Source organism: Achromobacter animicus (assembly GCF_902859585.1).
Lineage (GTDB): Bacteria > Pseudomonadota > Gammaproteobacteria > Burkholderiales > Burkholderiaceae_B > Achromobacter > Achromobacter animicus.
Genome location: NZ_CADIJM010000004.1, coordinates 400,341 through 417,580, shown reverse-complemented (window position 1 = coordinate 417,580; position 17,240 = coordinate 400,341). Strand labels below are relative to the sequence as shown.

Genomic DNA, 17,240 nt, shown 5'->3' with positions numbered 1-17,240 from the left:
GCCTGCACCAGCCGAGGCGCCCGCACCGGCGGTGGCGCCGGCGCCACCGGTCAGTCCGCCGGTCACCCCACCCAGCAGCCCGCCGCCAGCCGCGCCGCCCGCCGCGCCATTCAGGGCGCCCGTCACACCGCCCAGCAGTCCCGTCACGGGCGCCAGCAAGCCACCCGCGCCATTGGCGTCGCCGGTCACGCCGCCCAGGCCTCCTGTCAGCGACGCAACCGCGCCCGTGGCGTTGGCCAGCGTCGAGCCCAGCGGATTCGCGTTGCCCGGCGTGGCATGGACCAATCCGCCTGCGCTGGCGACGGCCCCGCCCAGTCCTTGGAGAACGCCGTTCAAGCCGGGCGCAGCACCCGGCAACGAGCCGCCCAGGTTCGTGACCGTGCCGCCCAGGCTGGTCAACAGGTTGGCGACCGGTGCGCCCAGCTTCGTCGTGTCGCCCACTTGCTGAGTCAGGCCCACGACGTTGGCGGCCAACGGGCTGGCGGTGGGGTCGAGCGCGCCGCCCACGCCTGCCAGTGTCGTCTGCAGGCCCAGCGGCAGCACGTTGTCGACGGTCTTGCCGACATTGCCCAGCGCGGGCTCGAGCAGCGGCGTGGTCGGGCCGTTGAGCACTCCGCCCGTCACGCCAGCCACGACCTGCGTAATCGGTTGCAGCAGACCGCCCTGGCCAGCCAGCGGGCCGGTCAGCGCGCCCACCGCGCCGGTGGCATTGCCCAGCACCGTCGTCAGGGGATTGGGATTGTTCGCGTCCGCATGCAGCAGGCCGCCCGTGCTGGCCACCGTCTTGCCCAGACCATCCACCAGCCCGCCCACGCCAACCGACAAGCCGCCGGGCAGGCCCGCGCCCTTGACGTCCGTGCCCAGGTCGCTGACCGCGCCTCCCACCTGCCTGACGATGCCGTCAAGGGGCTGGCCCAGGCCGGTCGTGGCGCCCACCTGCTGCGTCAGCCCGACCACGGTGTCCGCGACCGGCTTGATGGTGGGGTCCAGCGCCTTGCCCACGCCGCCAAGGGTCGAGTCCAGGTTCAGAGGCAGGGCGTTGTCGACTGCGCCGCCGGTGTTGCCCAGCGTCGTTTCCAGCACGCCGATGACGCGGGGCGGGTTGGTGCCGGGATCGGTGCCGCCACCGCCGGGATTGGTGCCGCCTCCCGGGTTGGTGCCACCACCGGGGTTGGTGCCCCCGCCGGGGTTCGTACCGCCGCCCGGGTTGGTGCCTCCCCCGGGGTTCGTTCCACCGCCGGGGTTCACGCCGGGATCCAGGCCGCCTCCGCCGGGGTTGGTCGGGATATCGGTTCCTGGGAGACCTGCGGTTTTCTTCCCGCTGCCGCCGTTTCCTCCGCAGGCGCTCAGTGCGCCTACAAGCGCGGTGGCCAGGACGGTGGCGGAGAGGACGCGATGGAGGCGGCGCTTTTCGGAATGGATCTGCATGACGAACTCCTTTGGCTGGAAGAATCGGGTCCTGAAACAACCCGGTACGCTTCCTGATGCACAAACCATGCCAAGATTTTTCAGATCCGACGCAAAACACCAGTTTGGGTAATGCTGTGCCGAAAAATCCCCTTTGTTATCAGGCCTATATCCAGAGCTTTAAGGGTTTTTCCCTGGTTCCTGATAATCGTTGTTTTGGGATGTCGGCGACCCTGCGACTGTTACGAAAAGCCGGTCATCGGCCGTAACGTTACGGCCGACGTTACGTCGGGCGTTACGTAACATCGGCGCCTTTTCCGAATTAAAAACGCCCGTCGAAACGGGCGTCTTTAAACCATTGGCACAACCGCGCGGGGCAGGGGTTGGCAGTTATAGTGCGTCCCAGAAGAGCGAATAGTTGGCGTTGAAACGCACGTCACGGTCGTTATTGACGGTGGCCGATCCCACCGGCTTGGCCACGTTGAAGTCGAAAAGATAATGCTTGTCGTCGGTGATCCGCACGCCCAGCGCTACGGATGACAGGTGCCGGTTATTCAGCGTCTGCAGGTCCTTGTTGTTGTACCAGGTGCGCGCGTAGTCGACCAAGGCGTAGGGCTGTACGCTGGAAAGGTATGTCCAGCCCACGCCGAAGCGGCGATTGATTTCGGCCGACACGCCGACGCCTTTGTCCCCGCTTTGCTCACCCTGCGGATAACCCATGGCAAACCGCCAGCTGCCAAAGGAGATCTGCTCGGAAGAGGGCAGGATATTGCTGGAATACTGCCCCGCGCCGGAGAACACAAGTCCGAACTGGTGGGGCAGCGCGAATGTCTGCCGCGCATTCAGGTTGTAGCGCGTGAAGTCCAGGTCCAGCCGTGGCGTCGCGGAATAACCGTAGTTGGTCGAGATATCCTTTTTTGCGCCTGCGGCGTCAAACCCCTTGGCGGCCGTCAACGTGACGTCCGTCGCTTTGGTTTCTGAAACCTGGATATAACGCATCTCGGCTGTCGCGGCGCGCACCTGCGCGTCTTGCTGCAGCCACCGGTCGGATTCGCGGGCTTCGTAACGGTCTTTGGAATTGGCGGCATATACCCCCAATGTCCCGGTCAGCGAACGCCGGTTGTTCAACAGGAACGGATAACTGACGCCGACGCCGATACGATCGTTTTTGACTCGCCGATCAAAACCCAGCAGCTCGATCGCGTCGTCCTGCGGGCGCGCATCATAGTAATAACCGTCAACCTTGACCGACAGGCCATCTGCGCCGATCGGCACCCGGATTTCGCCGGACACGTATTTGACGTCATCGGTATTGAACGGCACTGCCGCAGTGAGCTTCACTTGCTCGCCCAATGGCGTCAGGCTATTGGTCGTGACATTCACTACGGGTTGCATGCCGGTGCCCAGGTCCGCAATGTCGCCGCTCAGGTTGACGGGCTGGCGGCTGGCCGTCAGCGACAATTCGGTGGCGCCGTCTGCGCGGCGGGGCAGATCCAGGCTGGGCGTGAACCTGACGCCTGGCACGGTACGCATGAGGTTCAGCTGGCGCTCTAGCGTGACCTGGCTGAGCGGCCGTTCCGCGAGCATCGGCGCGGCCAGTGTTTCAAGGCGGTCCTGCGCATTGCCGATGTCGCCGTCGATCCGAACATTGGCGATATAGCCTTCGACCGCCGTCACGACGACCAGGCCATTTGCGAACGTCTGGTTCTGCACCAGCGCAAATGACAGGGGATAGCCCTTGTCGCGGTAGAGCTGCGTGATCTTGTCCACCTGAGCGACCAGCTCACCCAGGCTGATTTCCTTGCCCGCCAGCGGGGCGAGTATTGCGGACACTTCCTCGAACGGAATGGCGCGCACCCCGGTGACGTCGAAGTTACGCGGCACGATTCGTTGCGCCAGCCGGGCCTGCAAGGCCAGTTGCTCCGGGGTGGCGGTCTGGACCACCGGCGGCGGCTGCCTTGCCGAGGGCGGACGTTCGAGCCTTGGCAGGGCGTCCACCGGATTGCCCCGTAACGGTCCCTCCGCTCGGGCGGGCGAGGCCGTTGCCATCATGCAAAACAGGGCCAGGGCCAACGGGCCGCCCTGAATTTTCACTCGTGTGCCTTTTTTATCTTTCATTTCTGCTTGCTCATGTGAATGCCGAGCCGATAAAGATCGCGTGTCGAGTGGAACAGGGGTTGCGTCACCAGTAATGGAAAGTTTCGATTAACGCCGTTTATAGCGTGCCAGTATTGTCTGAACAATGACAATGGATTTCAAACTGCGGTTGTACGACGTGCAATATGTAGTCAGTGCACAATTATCCCCATGTCCCCATTAATTCGTTGGTTGAAAGATAGGCGAGATTGGGGTGTTTTTTATACAATTCCATCGAAGTTGGGAGTATCCGTTACAACTGGTGTGTCGCAACATTACGAAATTCAGTGAAAACCCTGATGCGTATGATTTAGCAATATATAAACTTAGGTCACGTATCAAAAATACGCAAAATGTGTGGACCCTCCCGGAGATTCATATGGCTGGGAATTACTGCGAGATGCACTGCCATTACCTGCCGGCCGCACATAACCGCTGCCGGTCACCACACAAGGAGCTTTCATGAGCCCGGGCGACATCGTCCCGCTCTCCTTCGATAGCGGCCTCGTGGCGCTGTCGTTCCTGATCGCGGCCCTGGGCTCGTACGTCGCCCTGCTGGCGGCGGCGGGCATCCGCGCCGAAACGCAGGACGGCGAGATCCGCCTCGGCTATGTGGTCATCGGCGCGGTGGCGATGGGCGGCGTGGGCATCTGGAGCATGCATTTCATCGGCATGCTGGCGCAGAACCTGCCGTTTGAAGTCGGTTATCAGATGGGGCTGACCATACTCAGCTTTCTGGTAGCCGCCGGGTTTTCCGGTTGGGCCTTCTGGTATGTCGGACGCGACCGATTCACTTTTATCCGGTGCCTGATCGGCGGGTGCGCCGCAGGCTTCGGCGTCGCGTCCATGCATTATGTCGGGATGAGTGCCGCGCGCATGCCGGCGGTTCTGCTCTGGAATCTTCCCCTGGTGGTCTTGTCGGTGCTGATTGCCGTCATTGCGGCCACCGCCGCACTCTGGCTTGCATTCAATACGCAGAATGAACGCCAGCGTATCGGCGCCGCCATATTGATGGCCGTCGCGGTATGCGGCATGCATTACACGGGCGCGGCCGCCGGCGCGGTTATCTGCACCGCCGCCAATGACGCCGCCGGCGGGTATATCGGGGGCGCCATGCTGCCGTATATCGCATTCGCCTTGTCCATCATTACCTTGCTGCTCATGCGCTGGCATTTGCAGCGGGCTTCCCAACGCTTTCGCGCGCGCATGGCGCAGCGTATCGACTCGATCATTGAATCGGCGCCTGCTGAGGCGCCGCACAGATCTCCCGGCGCCTCACCTGGTCCGGGTTAGCAGGTCCCTGGGTCCCCGTCGCGGCAGTGCAGTGGCGTGCGGGCGGTTCAGGATTTGAAGGGGCTGGTTCTGTTCACGCAACAACGGCCTCGGTCGTCAATCGATGCTCATGGAGCTTGTTATGAAAGCAACACTTGCGCAGTTCTGGAATGACGAAGACGGCATCACCGCCCTGGAGTACGGGCTGATCGCAGGCATGGTGGCGGTGGCCCTCATTGTGGCGGTGGGCGCCTTTACCGGTTCCTTGAAAGGCATGTTCGAGGACCTTGGCACCAAGCTGGACAACGCCAAGGCAGGTACCGGCACCACGCCGCCGGCTGGCGGCGCCGGCTGAGGCGCAAGCGGAATCGCGCTGCGGTGGTCGGGCCACCGCAGCGCGACGCCGCAACCCGGCCTCGTTTGGTTGATGGGGGCTGCGTCCGCCATGGCGCGCCTGTCGTGTTACCGGATTTTTGGAAGGTCTAGCCTTGTATCCAGGGGTGCTGCTGTGGTGGCTGTTGTTCACATGCTGGATTCTGGCGCTGATCCATGGCGATCTGCGTCATCGCCGCGTCCCCAACCGGCTGATCGTCGTGGGATTCGCGGCCCAATTGCTTTGGCTGCTGGCGGCCTTGCTGGCGCCCGGCTGGGCCTATCCGCCGCGATGGAGCGGATGGCTGCCGACGCTGGCCGGATTTCTGGCGGCGGCGCTTTTCCTGCCGCTGTGGCGCTGGCGTCTGATGGGGGCCGGCGATATCAAGGCCATCGCCGTGCTCGGATTGCTGCTGGGCTTTGCGCCGCTGATGGTCACTCTGGTGCTGGCCAGCGTGCTGGCCGGTCTGCACAGCTTGCTGTATCTGGCCGTGTCGGGCGTCTGGGCACTGAGCGACCGCGCGCGCCAGATTCCCTATGCCGCATATCTGGGCCTGGCCGCCTTCAGCGCGGCGCTTATTCCGTGGAATTCGCCCTGGTATTCGTGGTGTTCTTCCTGGTGTTCTACGGGATCCTGACGTATTCCCTGGTGGTCGCCGCGCAGCATTCCGTGACGCTCGCCGCGCAGGACGGCGCGCGCAAGATCTTGCAGTGGCAGCCGGGCACCGCGTCGCTCTCGGCGCGGGCGGAAGCGGGACGAGAATCGGCGCTGTCGCAGGCGGCGTGGATCAGCGCCATGTCCGCCGGACCCGTGCAGGTTGCGGTCTGCGGCAGTGCGGGCGCCCTGACCAGCGCGGCCGGCGGCGCGTGCAGCGGCTTGCCGCTGGCGCAGGATCAGGTCGAAGTCAACGTGTCGTACGCGTACGGCGCCCATCCGCTCCTGCCGGCCGTGCCATTTTTGAACACGGCGCTGATGCCGGCTTCCAGCGTGCTGAGCGCCCGTGCCACGGTGCATCTGGGCGACGCTCTGGGCGGGGGTAGCTGACATGCGCGCGACGCCGCAAACCCTCAATCGCATCAAGACCCCCGCGCGCCAGCGCGGCATCGCGGCGCTGGAGTTTTCGCTGACGCTCACGGTGCTGCTGCTCTTCATCTGCGGCGTGGTCGGATTCGGTGCGCTGTTCTGGATGCAGCAGCAATTGGCCGCCGCCGCCGCTGACGGCGCGCGCGCCGCCGTCCATGCGCGGTTCAGCGGCCAGTCCGACGTGCCGGCCATCGCCTGCGTGGCGGCAATGCGAACGTTTTCCGCCGGATCGGCAGTGCTGTGCAGCGCTACGCGCGCGCCGTGCGCGTGGAGCGGGGCAGGCGGGGCGCAGGCCGACTGCGCCACCGTCGCCATGACCTACAACACGCAGACCTGGCCGTTGCTGGAGACCGTGCGTGGCCTGGTCACCGCCTTGCCGGGCGCAAACCGCAACTGGATTCCAAGCAGGCTGCATTCGCAGGCTGTCGTGCAGATATCGCAGGGGACGCCATGAGCAGTCTGAGCAAGATCGTCGCGGGATTGTTGCTGGTGGCGGGCGTCGCGCTTGCGTTCGTGGCCTGGCGTCTGGCGTCGGCGCCGCCGCGCCCGGCAGCCACCGTGGCGCCGGCGCCGGTGGCTGTTGCGCCGGCCGAGCCGGTCAAGCTGTATCCGGTGGTTGTGGCGCGCGAGGCGATCCCGGCCGGTTCACGCATCGACAGCGCACGCATGCTGACGGTGGTGCATTGGCAGGCTGCGTTGTCCGGCGGCTTTGCCGACGTCGCGCCGCTGGATGGCGCGGTGACAAGGGTGGACATTGCCGTGGGCGATCCGATCGTGCCCAGCCTGCTGACGCAGGGGCTGGCGCGCCAGCTCAGGGCGGGCGAGCGCGCCGTCGCCATCGCGGTGGACGAGGTTGTCGGCGGCGGCAACCGCATTGTCCCGGGCGACATGGTGGACGTGTTCTTCATGATCGAGAAAAGCCCCGAAGTCGCCTCGGGCCAGGCGCGCCTGTTGCAGTCGCAGGTGCGCGTGCTGGCCTATGGCCAGGCCACGGTGGAAGGACCGGACGAGAAGCCTGCCTTGCAGCAAGGCGGTCCTGGCCAGCCGGCGCGCACCGCGGTGCTGGCGGTGCCGGTGGATCGCGTGAACGAATTGATGCTGGCCAGCCGCGCGGGCCGCCTGCAGCTGGCCCTGCGGCCCGTGGGCGACGACAGCATGCCGGATGTGGCCCTGTTCGCCCCGCGCGGCACGGTGTTGCCGGTGCGGGCGGATCTGACGCCCGCGCAGCGCGAGTCGCTGCTGACGGGCCCGAACCGCGCCTTCGCGGGCGAAAGTTTGGTACAGCTCGATGGCAGCACGGCCGCCGCTCTGGCGCCCGCCGCGCGTGGTTCCGCAGCCCGGCCGGCAGTCCGGCCCCAAGGGACCGGCGGCGGCCGGACGGTGGAAATCATTCGAGGAGACAAATCCGAGCACGTGCGCTACTGAACGGGGCGGCGGGCGCACCAGGCGCGGCCCGCAGCCGAAGAATCCCATCATCAGATCCGGCACTATGAAGAAACTTCAGCGCACTACCATGATCTGCCTTCTGTCGGCCGCCGCGGCGATGACGCACGAGGGAATCAGCCTGGCACAAACCGCGGCCCCAGCGACCGGCGCAAACGCGCCGGCCCGCGACATTTCAATGGCGGTCAGAGAGCAGCAGACCGTCATGCTCGGCCACGGCGCGCCGTCGCGCATCGCCATCGGCGATCCAGACGTGGCCGATGTAAAGGTGCTGCCCGCTACCGGCAACCGCGCGGGCGCCGTGCTGCTGTACGGCAAGAAGCCCGGCACCACGCGGCTGCAGGTCTGGACGGGCGGCAACGCCGCGCCGCAGGTATGGACCGTGCGCGTCGGCAGCGGCGTGCAGGGCGCACTGGCCAGCCGTGGTTTGGGCGGCGGCGCCAACGTGGACATTGCGGACGGCCACGCGGTCGTGTCAGGCCACGCCGAATCGCCGCTCGGGCAGATCGCCTCGGCCACCATGGCGGCCGCCGCCGTGGGCGGCGACAAGAATGTGGTGGACCTGTCCACCGCCGGCACGGGCGGCGTCGTGCAGGTGGAAGTGAAGGTCGTGGAAGTGTCGCGTTCGGTGATGAAGGCGGCCGGCGTCAGCTTCACGGCCAGCAACGGCCCCTGGAGCGGCGGCAGCTCCACCATGCCCGCCAGCCTGGGCGGCGCGCTGGCGTCCGGGTTCTCGCTGTTCTATGACTCCAACAACTTTGCGGCGCGCCTGCGCCTCTTGCAGACCAACGGCATGGCGCGCGTATTGGCCGAACCGACGCTTGTCGCGCTGACAGGCCAGAGCGCCAGCTTCCTGGCGGGCGGCGAGCTGCCGATTCCACAAGCCGGCGGACTGGGAACCGTCAACGTAACCTTCAAGCCCTTCGGCATCGGCCTGACCGTCACGCCCACCGTGCTGTCGCGCGACCGCATCGCGCTGAAGGTGGCGCCCGAGGCCAGCGAGCTCGACTACACCAACGGCATCGCCATCAACACCAGCGAAGACACCAGCACCATCATTCCGGCGCTGCGCACACGGCGCGCCGACACGATGGTCGAACTGGGCGATGGCGAAAGCTTCGTGATCAGCGGCCTGGTGTCGCGCCAGACGAAAGCGATGGTCAACAAAGTGCCCATGCTGGGCGACCTGCCCATCATCGGCGCGTTCTTTCGCAGCGTCGATTATTCCCAGGAAGACACCGAACTGGTCATCGTCGTGACGCCGCGCCTGGTGCGCCCGATCGCGCGCGGCGTGGCCCTGCCGCTGCCGGGCGCGCGGCAGGAGCAGACCGACACGGCGTTCAATGCCTGGGGTTATTACCTGACCGGCCCGGCAAGCGGCCAACAGATGCCGGGATTCTCACGGTGACCAATATGAAGACACATGCCAGCGAAGGAGTGGGCCTGCAGAACGGCACGCGGTTCCTGTTTTGTTCTCAGGGCAGTGCGATCGCCGCGCAATTGGGAATGGCGTTGGGTGACCTGGGCGTGCTGACCCAGGAGTCGCCGCGCATCGAGGAACTGGCGCGGCGCCTGACCGAGCTGGCGCCGCAGGTGGTGTTCCTGGATTTCTCACTGAGCGACGACGAACCCGGCAAGCTGTTCAAGTCCGCCGAACTGGCGCGCCTTCTGGCGCGCATCGCGCCAACGCTGCCGCGCGTGGCGGTCGGCTACGTCAGCCAGCCGGAGGGCGCGATCGCCGCGCTGCGTGCGGGCGCGGTTGATTTCGTCGATCCGTCCGTGGCGCCGCAGGAAGTTCGGGAAGTGGTGCTGCGCGTGCTCGACCGGCCGTCGGGCGGGCGCACGGACGGCACGCGCCGCAGCGTCGTGCTGATGGGCGCGCGTCCCGGCGTGGGCACCAGCACCTTGTCCGTCCATCTGGCGGGCATGGTGCAGGACCGCCTGAAGCTGGCGCACAACCAGCGCGCCGCCAAGGCTTCCCAACCGCCGGGCGAGCCGCTGCCGTTGTCCAGCCGCGTGGCGCTGATGGACCTGGGCTGGCCCGTGGGCGATTGCCAGCTGTACCTGAACATCGGCGGCGACTTCGATTTTGCCGAGGCGGCGCGCAATCTGCGCCGCCTCGATTCCACGCTGCTCGGATCGGCGATGGCGCACACGGCCAATGGCCTGAGCGTGCTGTCGCTGCCGCGCGATCTGGGACAGATGCGCGAAGTGTCGCAGTCGGATTCGCTGCTGGTGTTTGAACGCATGCGTCAGCATTTCTCGGTGGTCGTGGCCGACGCGGGCGGCTTCACCAATGCCGAGTTCGTGTCGGGCCTGGCGCGCAACTCGCAGCTGAACTGGATCGTGACCGACCAGAGCGTGGGCGCGCTGGTGTCGCTGGCCGGGCTGTTGCAGGAACTGGAGCAACTACACGTGGACCGCTCCACCCTTGGCCTCATCGTCAACCGCTATGACGAGCGCTACGGCATGACGGCCAAGCAGATTTCTGAGCGCTTCAACCTGGAACTCGTGGGCACGCTGCCGGACCGCACGCTGCCGCTGATGGTGTGCACCAACCGCGGCCATCTGCTGCACGAAGAGGCCGAGCGCGACGTCTACGTGCGCGCGGTGCAGACGCTGGCCGAACGCCTGTGCGCCGAGGAAACCTCGCCCGGCGGGCACGCAAGCTGGCTGGCGACCTGGCTGCCCGGCGTGCATCGCCGCATGGTGATCGGCTGAAGGCCAACAGCGCCTGACGGCGAAACAGACGGACGGTTACGGAATCCGACATGATCATGACAGCGACGATAGAGTTCGGCGGCGACGGCGACAAAGGCTTCTCGGCGTCGGACCGCTACCAGGAAGTGAAGACGGCGGCCTACGAGCATCTGCTGTCCCGCATCGAGGAACTGGGTGCGGAATTTGGCCGGTGGGCGCGATCGGCCATTCAGGAATTCGTGGACATCGAGGTCGCGAGCTTCGTGCGGATGCGCCGGGTCGCGATCAACGAAAGCGAAATGCGCGCCATTGCGGAGGCGCTGACCAAGGAGCTGGCGGGCCTGGGGCCGCTGGAAGACCTGCTCGCCGACCCGGCCGTGGAAGACATCCTGATCAACGGCTACGACAACGTCTTTGTCTCGCGCCGCGGCGTGCTGGCCCGCGAGTCGCTGCGCTTTACCGACAACCAGCATGTGCTGCGCATCGTGCGCCGAATCCTGGCGCCCATCGGCCGCCGGCTGGACGAGTCCAGCCCGATGGTGGATGCGCGCCTGCCCGACGGCGGCCGGCTGAACGTGGTGATCGAGCCGCTGGCGGTGGACGGTCCCATGGTGTCGATCCGCAAGTTCCGGCAGGACCCGCTGAAGCCGGCGGACCTGCTGACGCTGGGCACCTTCGACGAAGCGATCTACCGCCTGCTGAACGAGGCCGTGAAGAACCGCTGCAACATCCTGGTGTCCGGCGGCACCAGCTCGGGCAAGACGTCGCTGCTGAACGCGCTGGCGTTCTTCATCCCTGAGAACGAACGCGTGGTGACGGTGGAGGACACCGCGGAACTGTCGCTCAACCATCCGCACGTGGTGCGGCTGGAATCGCGCCAGGGCGGCTTTGACGGAAGCGGCGCAGTCACCATCCGCGAACTCATCCGCAACAGCCTGCGGATGCGGCCGGACCGCGTGGTGGTGGGCGAAGTGCGCGGCGCCGAGGTCATGGACATGCTGCAGGCCATGAACACCGGCCACGAAGGGTCGATGGCGACCATTCACGCGAACTCGCCGCGCGAATGCCTGTACCGGATCGAGATGCTGGCCGGCTTTGCCGGATTCCAGGGCAGCGAAGACAGCCTGCGGCGCCAGATTGCCAGCGCGCTGGATTTCATTGTGCAGATCGGCCGCCTGTCCAACGGCAAGCGCCGCGTGCTGTCGGTGACCGAGATCACCGGCATGGGCGACAACGTCATCTCCACGCAGGAGCTATACCGCCACGACCCGTTTGCGACGCCGGATGGCGAGGAACGAGATCGCTGGAACTGGCTGGGCATCCATCCCCATACGCCCAAGCTGGCCAAGCTGCGCAACGAGGCGCGCGCCAACGACAACGCGCCGGACGACCGCGATGGCGGCGGCGGCTTCTGGAGCCGGAGGCGCTGATGCAGGACGTGATGGCGCTGTTGAGTCTGGCGGCGGTGCTGGCCGTGGGCGCGGTGCTGCTGTGGCGCCACGCCGACCGCAGCGCGCGCCGGGCCGCCAGTTCCGCGTTTCTGGACAGCCAGTTGGCGCGCGGCCGCGAAGAGACGGCGGGAGACGCGCCCTTTGCCGAGAACGCGCGCGAGTTCCGCAGCGGCCACGCCGGCTGGGACCGTCTGCTGCGGCTGGCCGGCCTGCGGCAAAGCGTGGGCCTTTACCTGCGCATCGCGCTGCCTGTCGTCGCGGGCGGGGCACTGGCGTGGGCCTTTCTGGGACCGCTGTCGGGCGCCGTGACGTTCCTGCTGCTGGCCGTGTTTGCGTACTTCCTGCTATGGCTGAGGGCCGACAAGCGTCAGCGCCGGATGATTTCGCAGTTGCCCGCGTTCCTGGACAACATCGTGCGCCTCTTGACCATCGGCAACAGCATCGCCGCGGCATTCCGCACGGCAGCGGCCGCCACCGATGAGCCGCTGCGCGAAGTGGTGGAGACGGCCGCCAGCCTGAGCAGCTCGAAAGAACTGGACGCGGCGCTGGCGCACGTGTCCCGCATGTACGGGCTGAAGGAGCTGTACATGGTAGCGGCGGTGGTGTCGCTGGCGATGCGCTTTGGCGGGCGCAGCGATCAGGTGCTGGAGCGCATGGCGGCCTTTATGCGCGATGTCGCCCAGGCACGCAATGAGCTGACGGCAAGCTCGGCAGAGGTCCGGCTGTCCGCCTGGATCCTGGCGCTGCTGCCCGTGGGCGTGGCCGGCTTCATCATCGTCGCCAACAACAACCTGTTCATGGGCCTGTGGGAAGACCCGCAGGGCTTCAAGATGCTGCTGACCGCGGTCTGCCTGCAGATCGGCGGCTGCTATTGGCTGTATCGCATGGCCAAGGCCATCTGAGGGGAGGCGGCGCATGGACACCCTCCAATCCTTGAACGCGAACACCGTGCTGGCGATGGCGCTGATGCTGGTGGCGGCGGGTCTGGTGGTGCTGGGGCTGGGCATGGCGCGGCGTCTGCGCAGCCAGGACCGCAGCCGCCAGGTGGTGGATCAGGCGCTGGCGGCGCGGGAAGGCGCAGCGGCATCCGCGGCGCCCAGAGAAGAAAGACGCGGCAGGCTGGCCGCGGCGGCGCGTGTGGCCGATACGTTCGGCAAGCGCCTGAGCGAAGGCCGGCTCGCCGACGCGCTGCTGGCCGCCGAAGACCGCAAGCTGGTCGACATGGCTGGCTACTCCCAGCCCGGCACCGCGCGTTCGCGCTTCGTGCTGGTCAGGTTTGGCCTGGCGCTGCTCTTGCCGGTGGCCGTGATTCTGCTGGACTGGCACAAGCAGTTGCCGCAGATGCCGTTGCGCGCGTTTGCCGCGGGATTCGTGGCGTTTGCCATCGGCTACATGCTGCCCAAGTGGATCGTGCAGCGCCGCCTGGCGCGCCGCCGCCGTCAGGCCGCCGACGAGCTGCCTTTGCTGATCGACCTGTTGCGTCTCTTGCAGGGCGTCGGCTTGTCGATCGACCAGAGCCTGCAGGTGCTGGTCAAGGAGTTCGGCCAGGTGCTGCCGGTGCTGGCTTCGGAATTGCGGCTGGCTTCGGAACTGTATGTGCGCGGACGCACGCGCGAACAATCGCTGGCCCGCATGGCCACGGGTTTTGACAACGACGACCTGTCCGCCATCTGCCGCCTGATCGCGCAGGTGGATCAGCACGGAGGCGCCGTGCAGGAGCCGCTGAACCGCTTCGGCGAGCGCCTGCGGGACAAGCGGCGCCTGGAGCTGAAAGAGAAGGTGGGCAAGACCACGGTCAAGATGACCGGCGTCATGATCGTGACGCTGCTGCCCGCCCTGTTGATCGTGACGGGCGGCGCGGGGTTTATCGCGGTGTTGCGCGGCTTGTCGCGCATGGGAGGGATGTGATGGACGGCAGAATGGAAAACCGGTCGCGCTGGGGGCTTGTGGTCACGGTGCTGGTCATTGGCGCGGGTCTTGCCGGATGCCAGACCAACAAGGCGGAATCCGCCTGGCAACTGATCCAGCAACAGCAGCAGGAGCAGGCGCTGATGCGGCAGCAAGAGGACGAGGCCGAGAACAAGCGGCGGCCCAAGGAGCCGGAGCTGATGCTGTCCCTGATCGTCGAGGCGCAGCGGCAGGACCGCTACTTCGCGTCGCTGGCGTATATCGATGGCTTTCAGCAGAAGTTCGGCAATGATCCGCGCGTGGCCGTCCTGCGCGCCGAGGCGCTGCGCCAGACCGGCCAGACCGCGTTAAGCGAAGCGGCCTACCGCGCGTTGACCACCACCGATCAGGCGGCCGAGGGCTGGCATGGCCTGGGCCTCATCGCCGGCGGGCGCGGGCAGTTCGACCAGGCGGCGGACTACCTGGGGCGGGCGGCCCGGCAGTCGCCCATGGACGCGCGGATCCTCGGCGACCTGGGCTATGCGCGGCTGCGCGCGGGCGATCCGGCGGGCGCGCGCGTGCCGCTGGGGCAGGCGGCGGAGTTGACGCCCGATAGCGGCAAGGTGCTGGCGAATCTGGCGGTGCTGCTGCTGGTGGAGGGCGATGCGCTGCGCGCGCAGCAGGTGATGGCGCGCGCGCAACTGGGCGAGGAGGCGCGTGGGCAGGTGCTGCGCATGGCCGCCGAGATTCGTGGCCAGTTGGCGCCCGCGCCCAGCGCGTCTTCCGCGTCGGCCACCCGGGTGTCCAGCGGCGAGCAGGTTGTGCTGCCCAGGATGAGCCCGCTGATGGAAGGGCTGGGCAATGGTCCCATCGTGCGTTAACCCAATGTTCAGGAAATCCGCCATGATCCGTTCCCTTCCGCACGCGCTTTTGATGCTGGCCTGCGCCTCGATGGCGCCTTTTGCGGCACACGCGCAGACGAATGCGCCGTTGACGGGCGGCATGTCCGCCGTGCCGGACGCCGCGGCGTCCCCGACCGCCATGCCGGACAGGCCGGTGGTGCAGCAGGTGCAGACGCCGATGCCTGCGGCGCCGGCGGCAGCAACGGCGACGACGGCATCGGCCGCCTCTTCGGCCCCCGCCGCGCCGGAGGCCTTCGGCGACGTGACGCGCGGGCTGCTTGCCGCGCAGGCTGACGGACGGCGGGCCGGTAATGCGTTGCCCGTGCTGGGGCCGGTCTCCACGGCCGCGTGGAACCGCTACGTGGAAAGCTTCAAGCAGCCCATTCCCGTGTGGTTCGACCGGAACGTGGAAATCCCCAACGTCCAATAGATTCCCCCGGGCGGGTCGCTCCCGCCGCATGCCCAGACGGAGTCGCAAGCGCATGTCAGCCGGCCATCAACGTTTCCCTCCGCCGCCGCGGCAACGCGGCAGCATGACCGTCGCCGCCGTGTTCGCGGTGCTGGTGGCGGTGGTGTTGCTGGGCGTGCTGCAGTTGGGCTACGGGGCCTACATGAAGCGCGAGATGCAGAAGGCGGCGGATCTGGCCGCGTTGTCGGCGGTGCAGGTCCTGAATCTGGGCGCCAGCGCGGACTGCACGCGCGCCGCCGCCGCAGGCCGCGCATCCGCCCTGGCCAATCTGCCGGACATTCTTGACACGTTCACGGCCGCCGACCTGACGGTGGAGTGCAAGGTGTGGGATCCGGCGCGGTCCGACGCCAGCGGCATGCACGTGTTCGACGCGGCGGGCGGGCAGGCCTACAACGCGGTGCGGGTGGCGGTGCGCAAGCAGCTGGCCAATCTGATCCCCGGCGTGGACGGCGTCACGGCGTCGGCCGCGGCGGTGGCGACCCGCACGCCGCCGGTGGCCGCCTTCACGGTGGGATCGCGCCTCCTGCGGCTGGAGCGCGGCGGGTTGCTGTCGCAGCTGTTGGCGACGGCGGGTGCTTCGCCGTCGCAACTGGACGTGCTGGATGCCGCGGGGCTGGCCAACGTCAACATCACGCCGGCCGGTCTGCTGGAAGCGCTGGGCCTGCCGCTGTCGGCCGTGGCCGGCGTGGGCACGCCCGAACAATTGGCCGCGCTCAACACCCTGACGCTGGGCCAGTTGCTGAACGCGACGCTCAGCGTCATCGACAAACAGGCCACGGCCACCGCCGACGTGGCGCTGCTGCGCAACGCCATCAACACCGTCCTGGCCGTGATGCCGCTGAATCTGCCGGTGAAACTGCTGGGCGACGGCGGTGTGCTGGATCTGCACGTCGCGGGCGGCGACGCCAGCGCCGCGTTGCAGGCCGAGGTCAACGCGCTCAACATCCTGGAAGCCGCCTTGGTCATCGCCAACGGCAGCAATCTGATCAATCTGGGACTGAGTGTGCCCTTGCTTGGCCTGGACGCACGTGTTCGCATCGTCGAGCCGCCGTCCGTGGGCGTGGGCGGCGTGGGCACGCAGGCGATCAGCGCCGGGATTCGCGTCTATCTGCGCGTCAACACCACCAACATTCCGCTGGTCGGCCCCTTGCTGGCCAACACCCTGAACACCAAGGTGGACCTGCCCATCATCATCGACGTGGCGCAATCGACGGGCACGCTGCGCAAGCTGTGCGAGGCGCCGCTTCAGGAAAACCAGGCGGTTATCGACGTGACGTCGGCCGCAGCCAGCGTCTGCCTGGGGCGCTTTCCCGGCATGACGTCGGCCACCGACAGCAGCGCCGCAAACTTCCAGTCGCTTACCAATCGCTGCGAACCCAGTGCATTCACGGCGATCGGCCGCCATCAGGTCCTGAACGTGCTGGGCATCCTGCCGCTCACGGCGCGGGTAACGCTGCCGGTGTTCAGCTCGACGGCGCCCGTTTCGGTCACGCTGACCGAGCCGCCATCGCCCAACGCCACGGCCACCGTCAACGCCACGAACGTAAACCTGTCCAAGCTGGCCGCCAACCTCACGGACGCGCTGATCGGCGGCATCCTGGGCGACCTTTTCAACACCGGCACGCCATTGACCGAAGCGCAGCGCAAGGACCTGGCGACCCAGTTGGTGGGCGGCGACAAGAACAACGCGGGCAAGACGATCTCCAAGGTGGTCAACGACATGCAGTGGTCCAAGACCGCGATGGACCAGTTGAGCGCGCGCTTGACTACCGGCGGCCTGACCGGGGTGCTGGGCGGCACGCTGCAACTGGTGGGCGGCATTCTGAACTCGCTGCTGCTGGCGCCCATCAGCGATGTGACGTGCGCGCTGGCGCTGACGCCGGATGCGATCCGGCAGTGCCGGGTCAACGCGGTCGGCACGCTGGCCCTGAACGGCAGCGGCCAGGTCGGCGGCGTGCTGTCGGTCGTCATGGTGCTGCTGGACCCCTTGCTCAGCTCGCTATCCGTGGCGCTGCAGCAATTGCTCGATGTGCTGGGCCTGAGCGTGGGCCAGACCGACGTCGCCCTGATATCCGTGGATTGCGGCAAACCCCGCCTGGTGTACTGATGACAACGCT

The 17,240-nt window shown here is 67.0% G+C and carries 16 protein-coding genes; 14 read left to right on the top strand and 2 right to left on the bottom strand.

Translation table 11 applies throughout. The features are described 5' to 3' along the window. A partial coding sequence (locus tag HV681_RS14275; protein ID WP_175123684.1) for a collagen-like triple helix repeat-containing protein occupies positions 1–1,428 on the bottom strand: 1,428 nt, incomplete at its 3' end. A gap of 369 nt (positions 1,429–1,797) precedes the next feature. Next, the gene (locus HV681_RS14270; RefSeq protein ID WP_437340383.1) at positions 1,798–3,525 is read right to left on the bottom strand and encodes a ShlB/FhaC/HecB family hemolysin secretion/activation protein; all 1,728 of its coding nucleotides are present in this window, start codon (positions 3,523–3,525) and stop codon (positions 1,798–1,800) included. Positions 3,526–4,005: 480 nt separating this feature from the next. Here HV681_RS14270 and HV681_RS14265 point away from each other — a divergent pair, with 480 nt between their 5' ends. From HV681_RS14265 to HV681_RS14200, 14 genes are all read left to right on the top strand, one after another. Next, positions 4,006–4,836, top strand: a complete 831-nt coding sequence (locus tag HV681_RS14265) for an MHYT domain-containing protein (RefSeq protein ID WP_175123683.1) — start codon at positions 4,006–4,008, stop codon at positions 4,834–4,836. A 121-nt stretch (positions 4,837–4,957) separates the two neighbouring features. Further along, entirely contained in the window at positions 4,958–5,170 is a 213-nt protein-coding gene (locus HV681_RS14260) for a Flp family type IVb pilin (RefSeq protein WP_056563247.1), read from the top strand. A 133-nt stretch (positions 5,171–5,303) separates the two neighbouring features. Further along, the gene (locus HV681_RS14255; protein WP_175123682.1) at positions 5,304–5,825 is read left to right on the top strand and encodes an A24 family peptidase; all 522 of its coding nucleotides are present in this window, start codon (positions 5,304–5,306) and stop codon (positions 5,823–5,825) included. After that, on the top strand, positions 5,771–6,232 hold the full coding sequence (locus HV681_RS14250) for a TadE/TadG family type IV pilus assembly protein (protein ID WP_175123681.1): 462 nt from the start codon (positions 5,771–5,773) through the stop codon (positions 6,230–6,232). The genes HV681_RS14255 and HV681_RS14250 overlap by 55 nt, the downstream gene beginning before the upstream one ends. 1 nt (position 6,233) lies before the next feature. Beyond that, on the top strand, positions 6,234–6,725 hold the full coding sequence (locus HV681_RS14245) for a TadE family protein (protein ID WP_175123680.1): 492 nt from the start codon (positions 6,234–6,236) through the stop codon (positions 6,723–6,725). After that, a complete protein-coding gene (cpaB, locus tag HV681_RS14240) occupies positions 6,722–7,696 on the top strand; it encodes a Flp pilus assembly protein CpaB (RefSeq protein WP_175123679.1) in 975 nt (324 codons plus the stop codon). Before HV681_RS14245 ends, cpaB begins: the two co-directional genes overlap by 4 nt. 64 nt (positions 7,697–7,760) lie before the next feature. Further along, positions 7,761–9,122: a type II and III secretion system protein family protein gene (locus HV681_RS14235; protein ID WP_175123678.1), complete on the top strand. Its 1,362-nt coding sequence runs from the start codon at positions 7,761–7,763 to the stop codon at positions 9,120–9,122. Next, the gene (locus HV681_RS14230; protein WP_175123677.1) at positions 9,119–10,435 is read left to right on the top strand and encodes a pilus assembly protein CpaE; all 1,317 of its coding nucleotides are present in this window, start codon (positions 9,119–9,121) and stop codon (positions 10,433–10,435) included. The genes HV681_RS14235 and HV681_RS14230 overlap by 4 nt, the downstream gene beginning before the upstream one ends. Positions 10,436–10,485: 50 nt before the next feature. Continuing rightward, positions 10,486–11,844 carry a TadA family conjugal transfer-associated ATPase gene (locus tag HV681_RS14225; protein ID WP_175123676.1) on the top strand — a complete coding sequence of 453 codons (1,359 nt, stop codon included), beginning with the start codon at positions 10,486–10,488 and terminating at the stop codon, positions 11,842–11,844. Then, positions 11,844–12,767, top strand: coding sequence for a type II secretion system F family protein (locus HV681_RS14220; protein WP_175123675.1), 924 nt, complete (start codon positions 11,844–11,846; stop codon positions 12,765–12,767). Before HV681_RS14225 ends, HV681_RS14220 begins: the two co-directional genes overlap by 1 nt. Before the next feature lie 13 nt (positions 12,768–12,780). Then, a complete protein-coding gene (locus HV681_RS14215) occupies positions 12,781–13,773 on the top strand; it encodes a type II secretion system F family protein (RefSeq protein WP_175123674.1) in 993 nt (330 codons plus the stop codon). 11 nt (positions 13,774–13,784) lie between these two features. Continuing rightward, a complete protein-coding gene (locus tag HV681_RS14210) occupies positions 13,785–14,633 on the top strand; it encodes a tetratricopeptide repeat protein (protein WP_175123707.1) in 849 nt (282 codons plus the stop codon). A gap of 22 nt (positions 14,634–14,655) precedes the next feature. Continuing rightward, entirely contained in the window at positions 14,656–15,084 is a 429-nt protein-coding gene (locus HV681_RS14205; protein ID WP_175123673.1) for a DUF3613 domain-containing protein, read from the top strand. Positions 15,085–15,187: 103 nt separating this feature from the next. Beyond that, complete coding sequence (locus HV681_RS14200) at positions 15,188–17,230, top strand: TadG family pilus assembly protein (RefSeq protein ID WP_175123672.1); 2,043 nt, start codon at positions 15,188–15,190, stop codon at positions 17,228–17,230. The last annotated feature ends 10 nt before the right edge of the window (positions 17,231–17,240 follow it).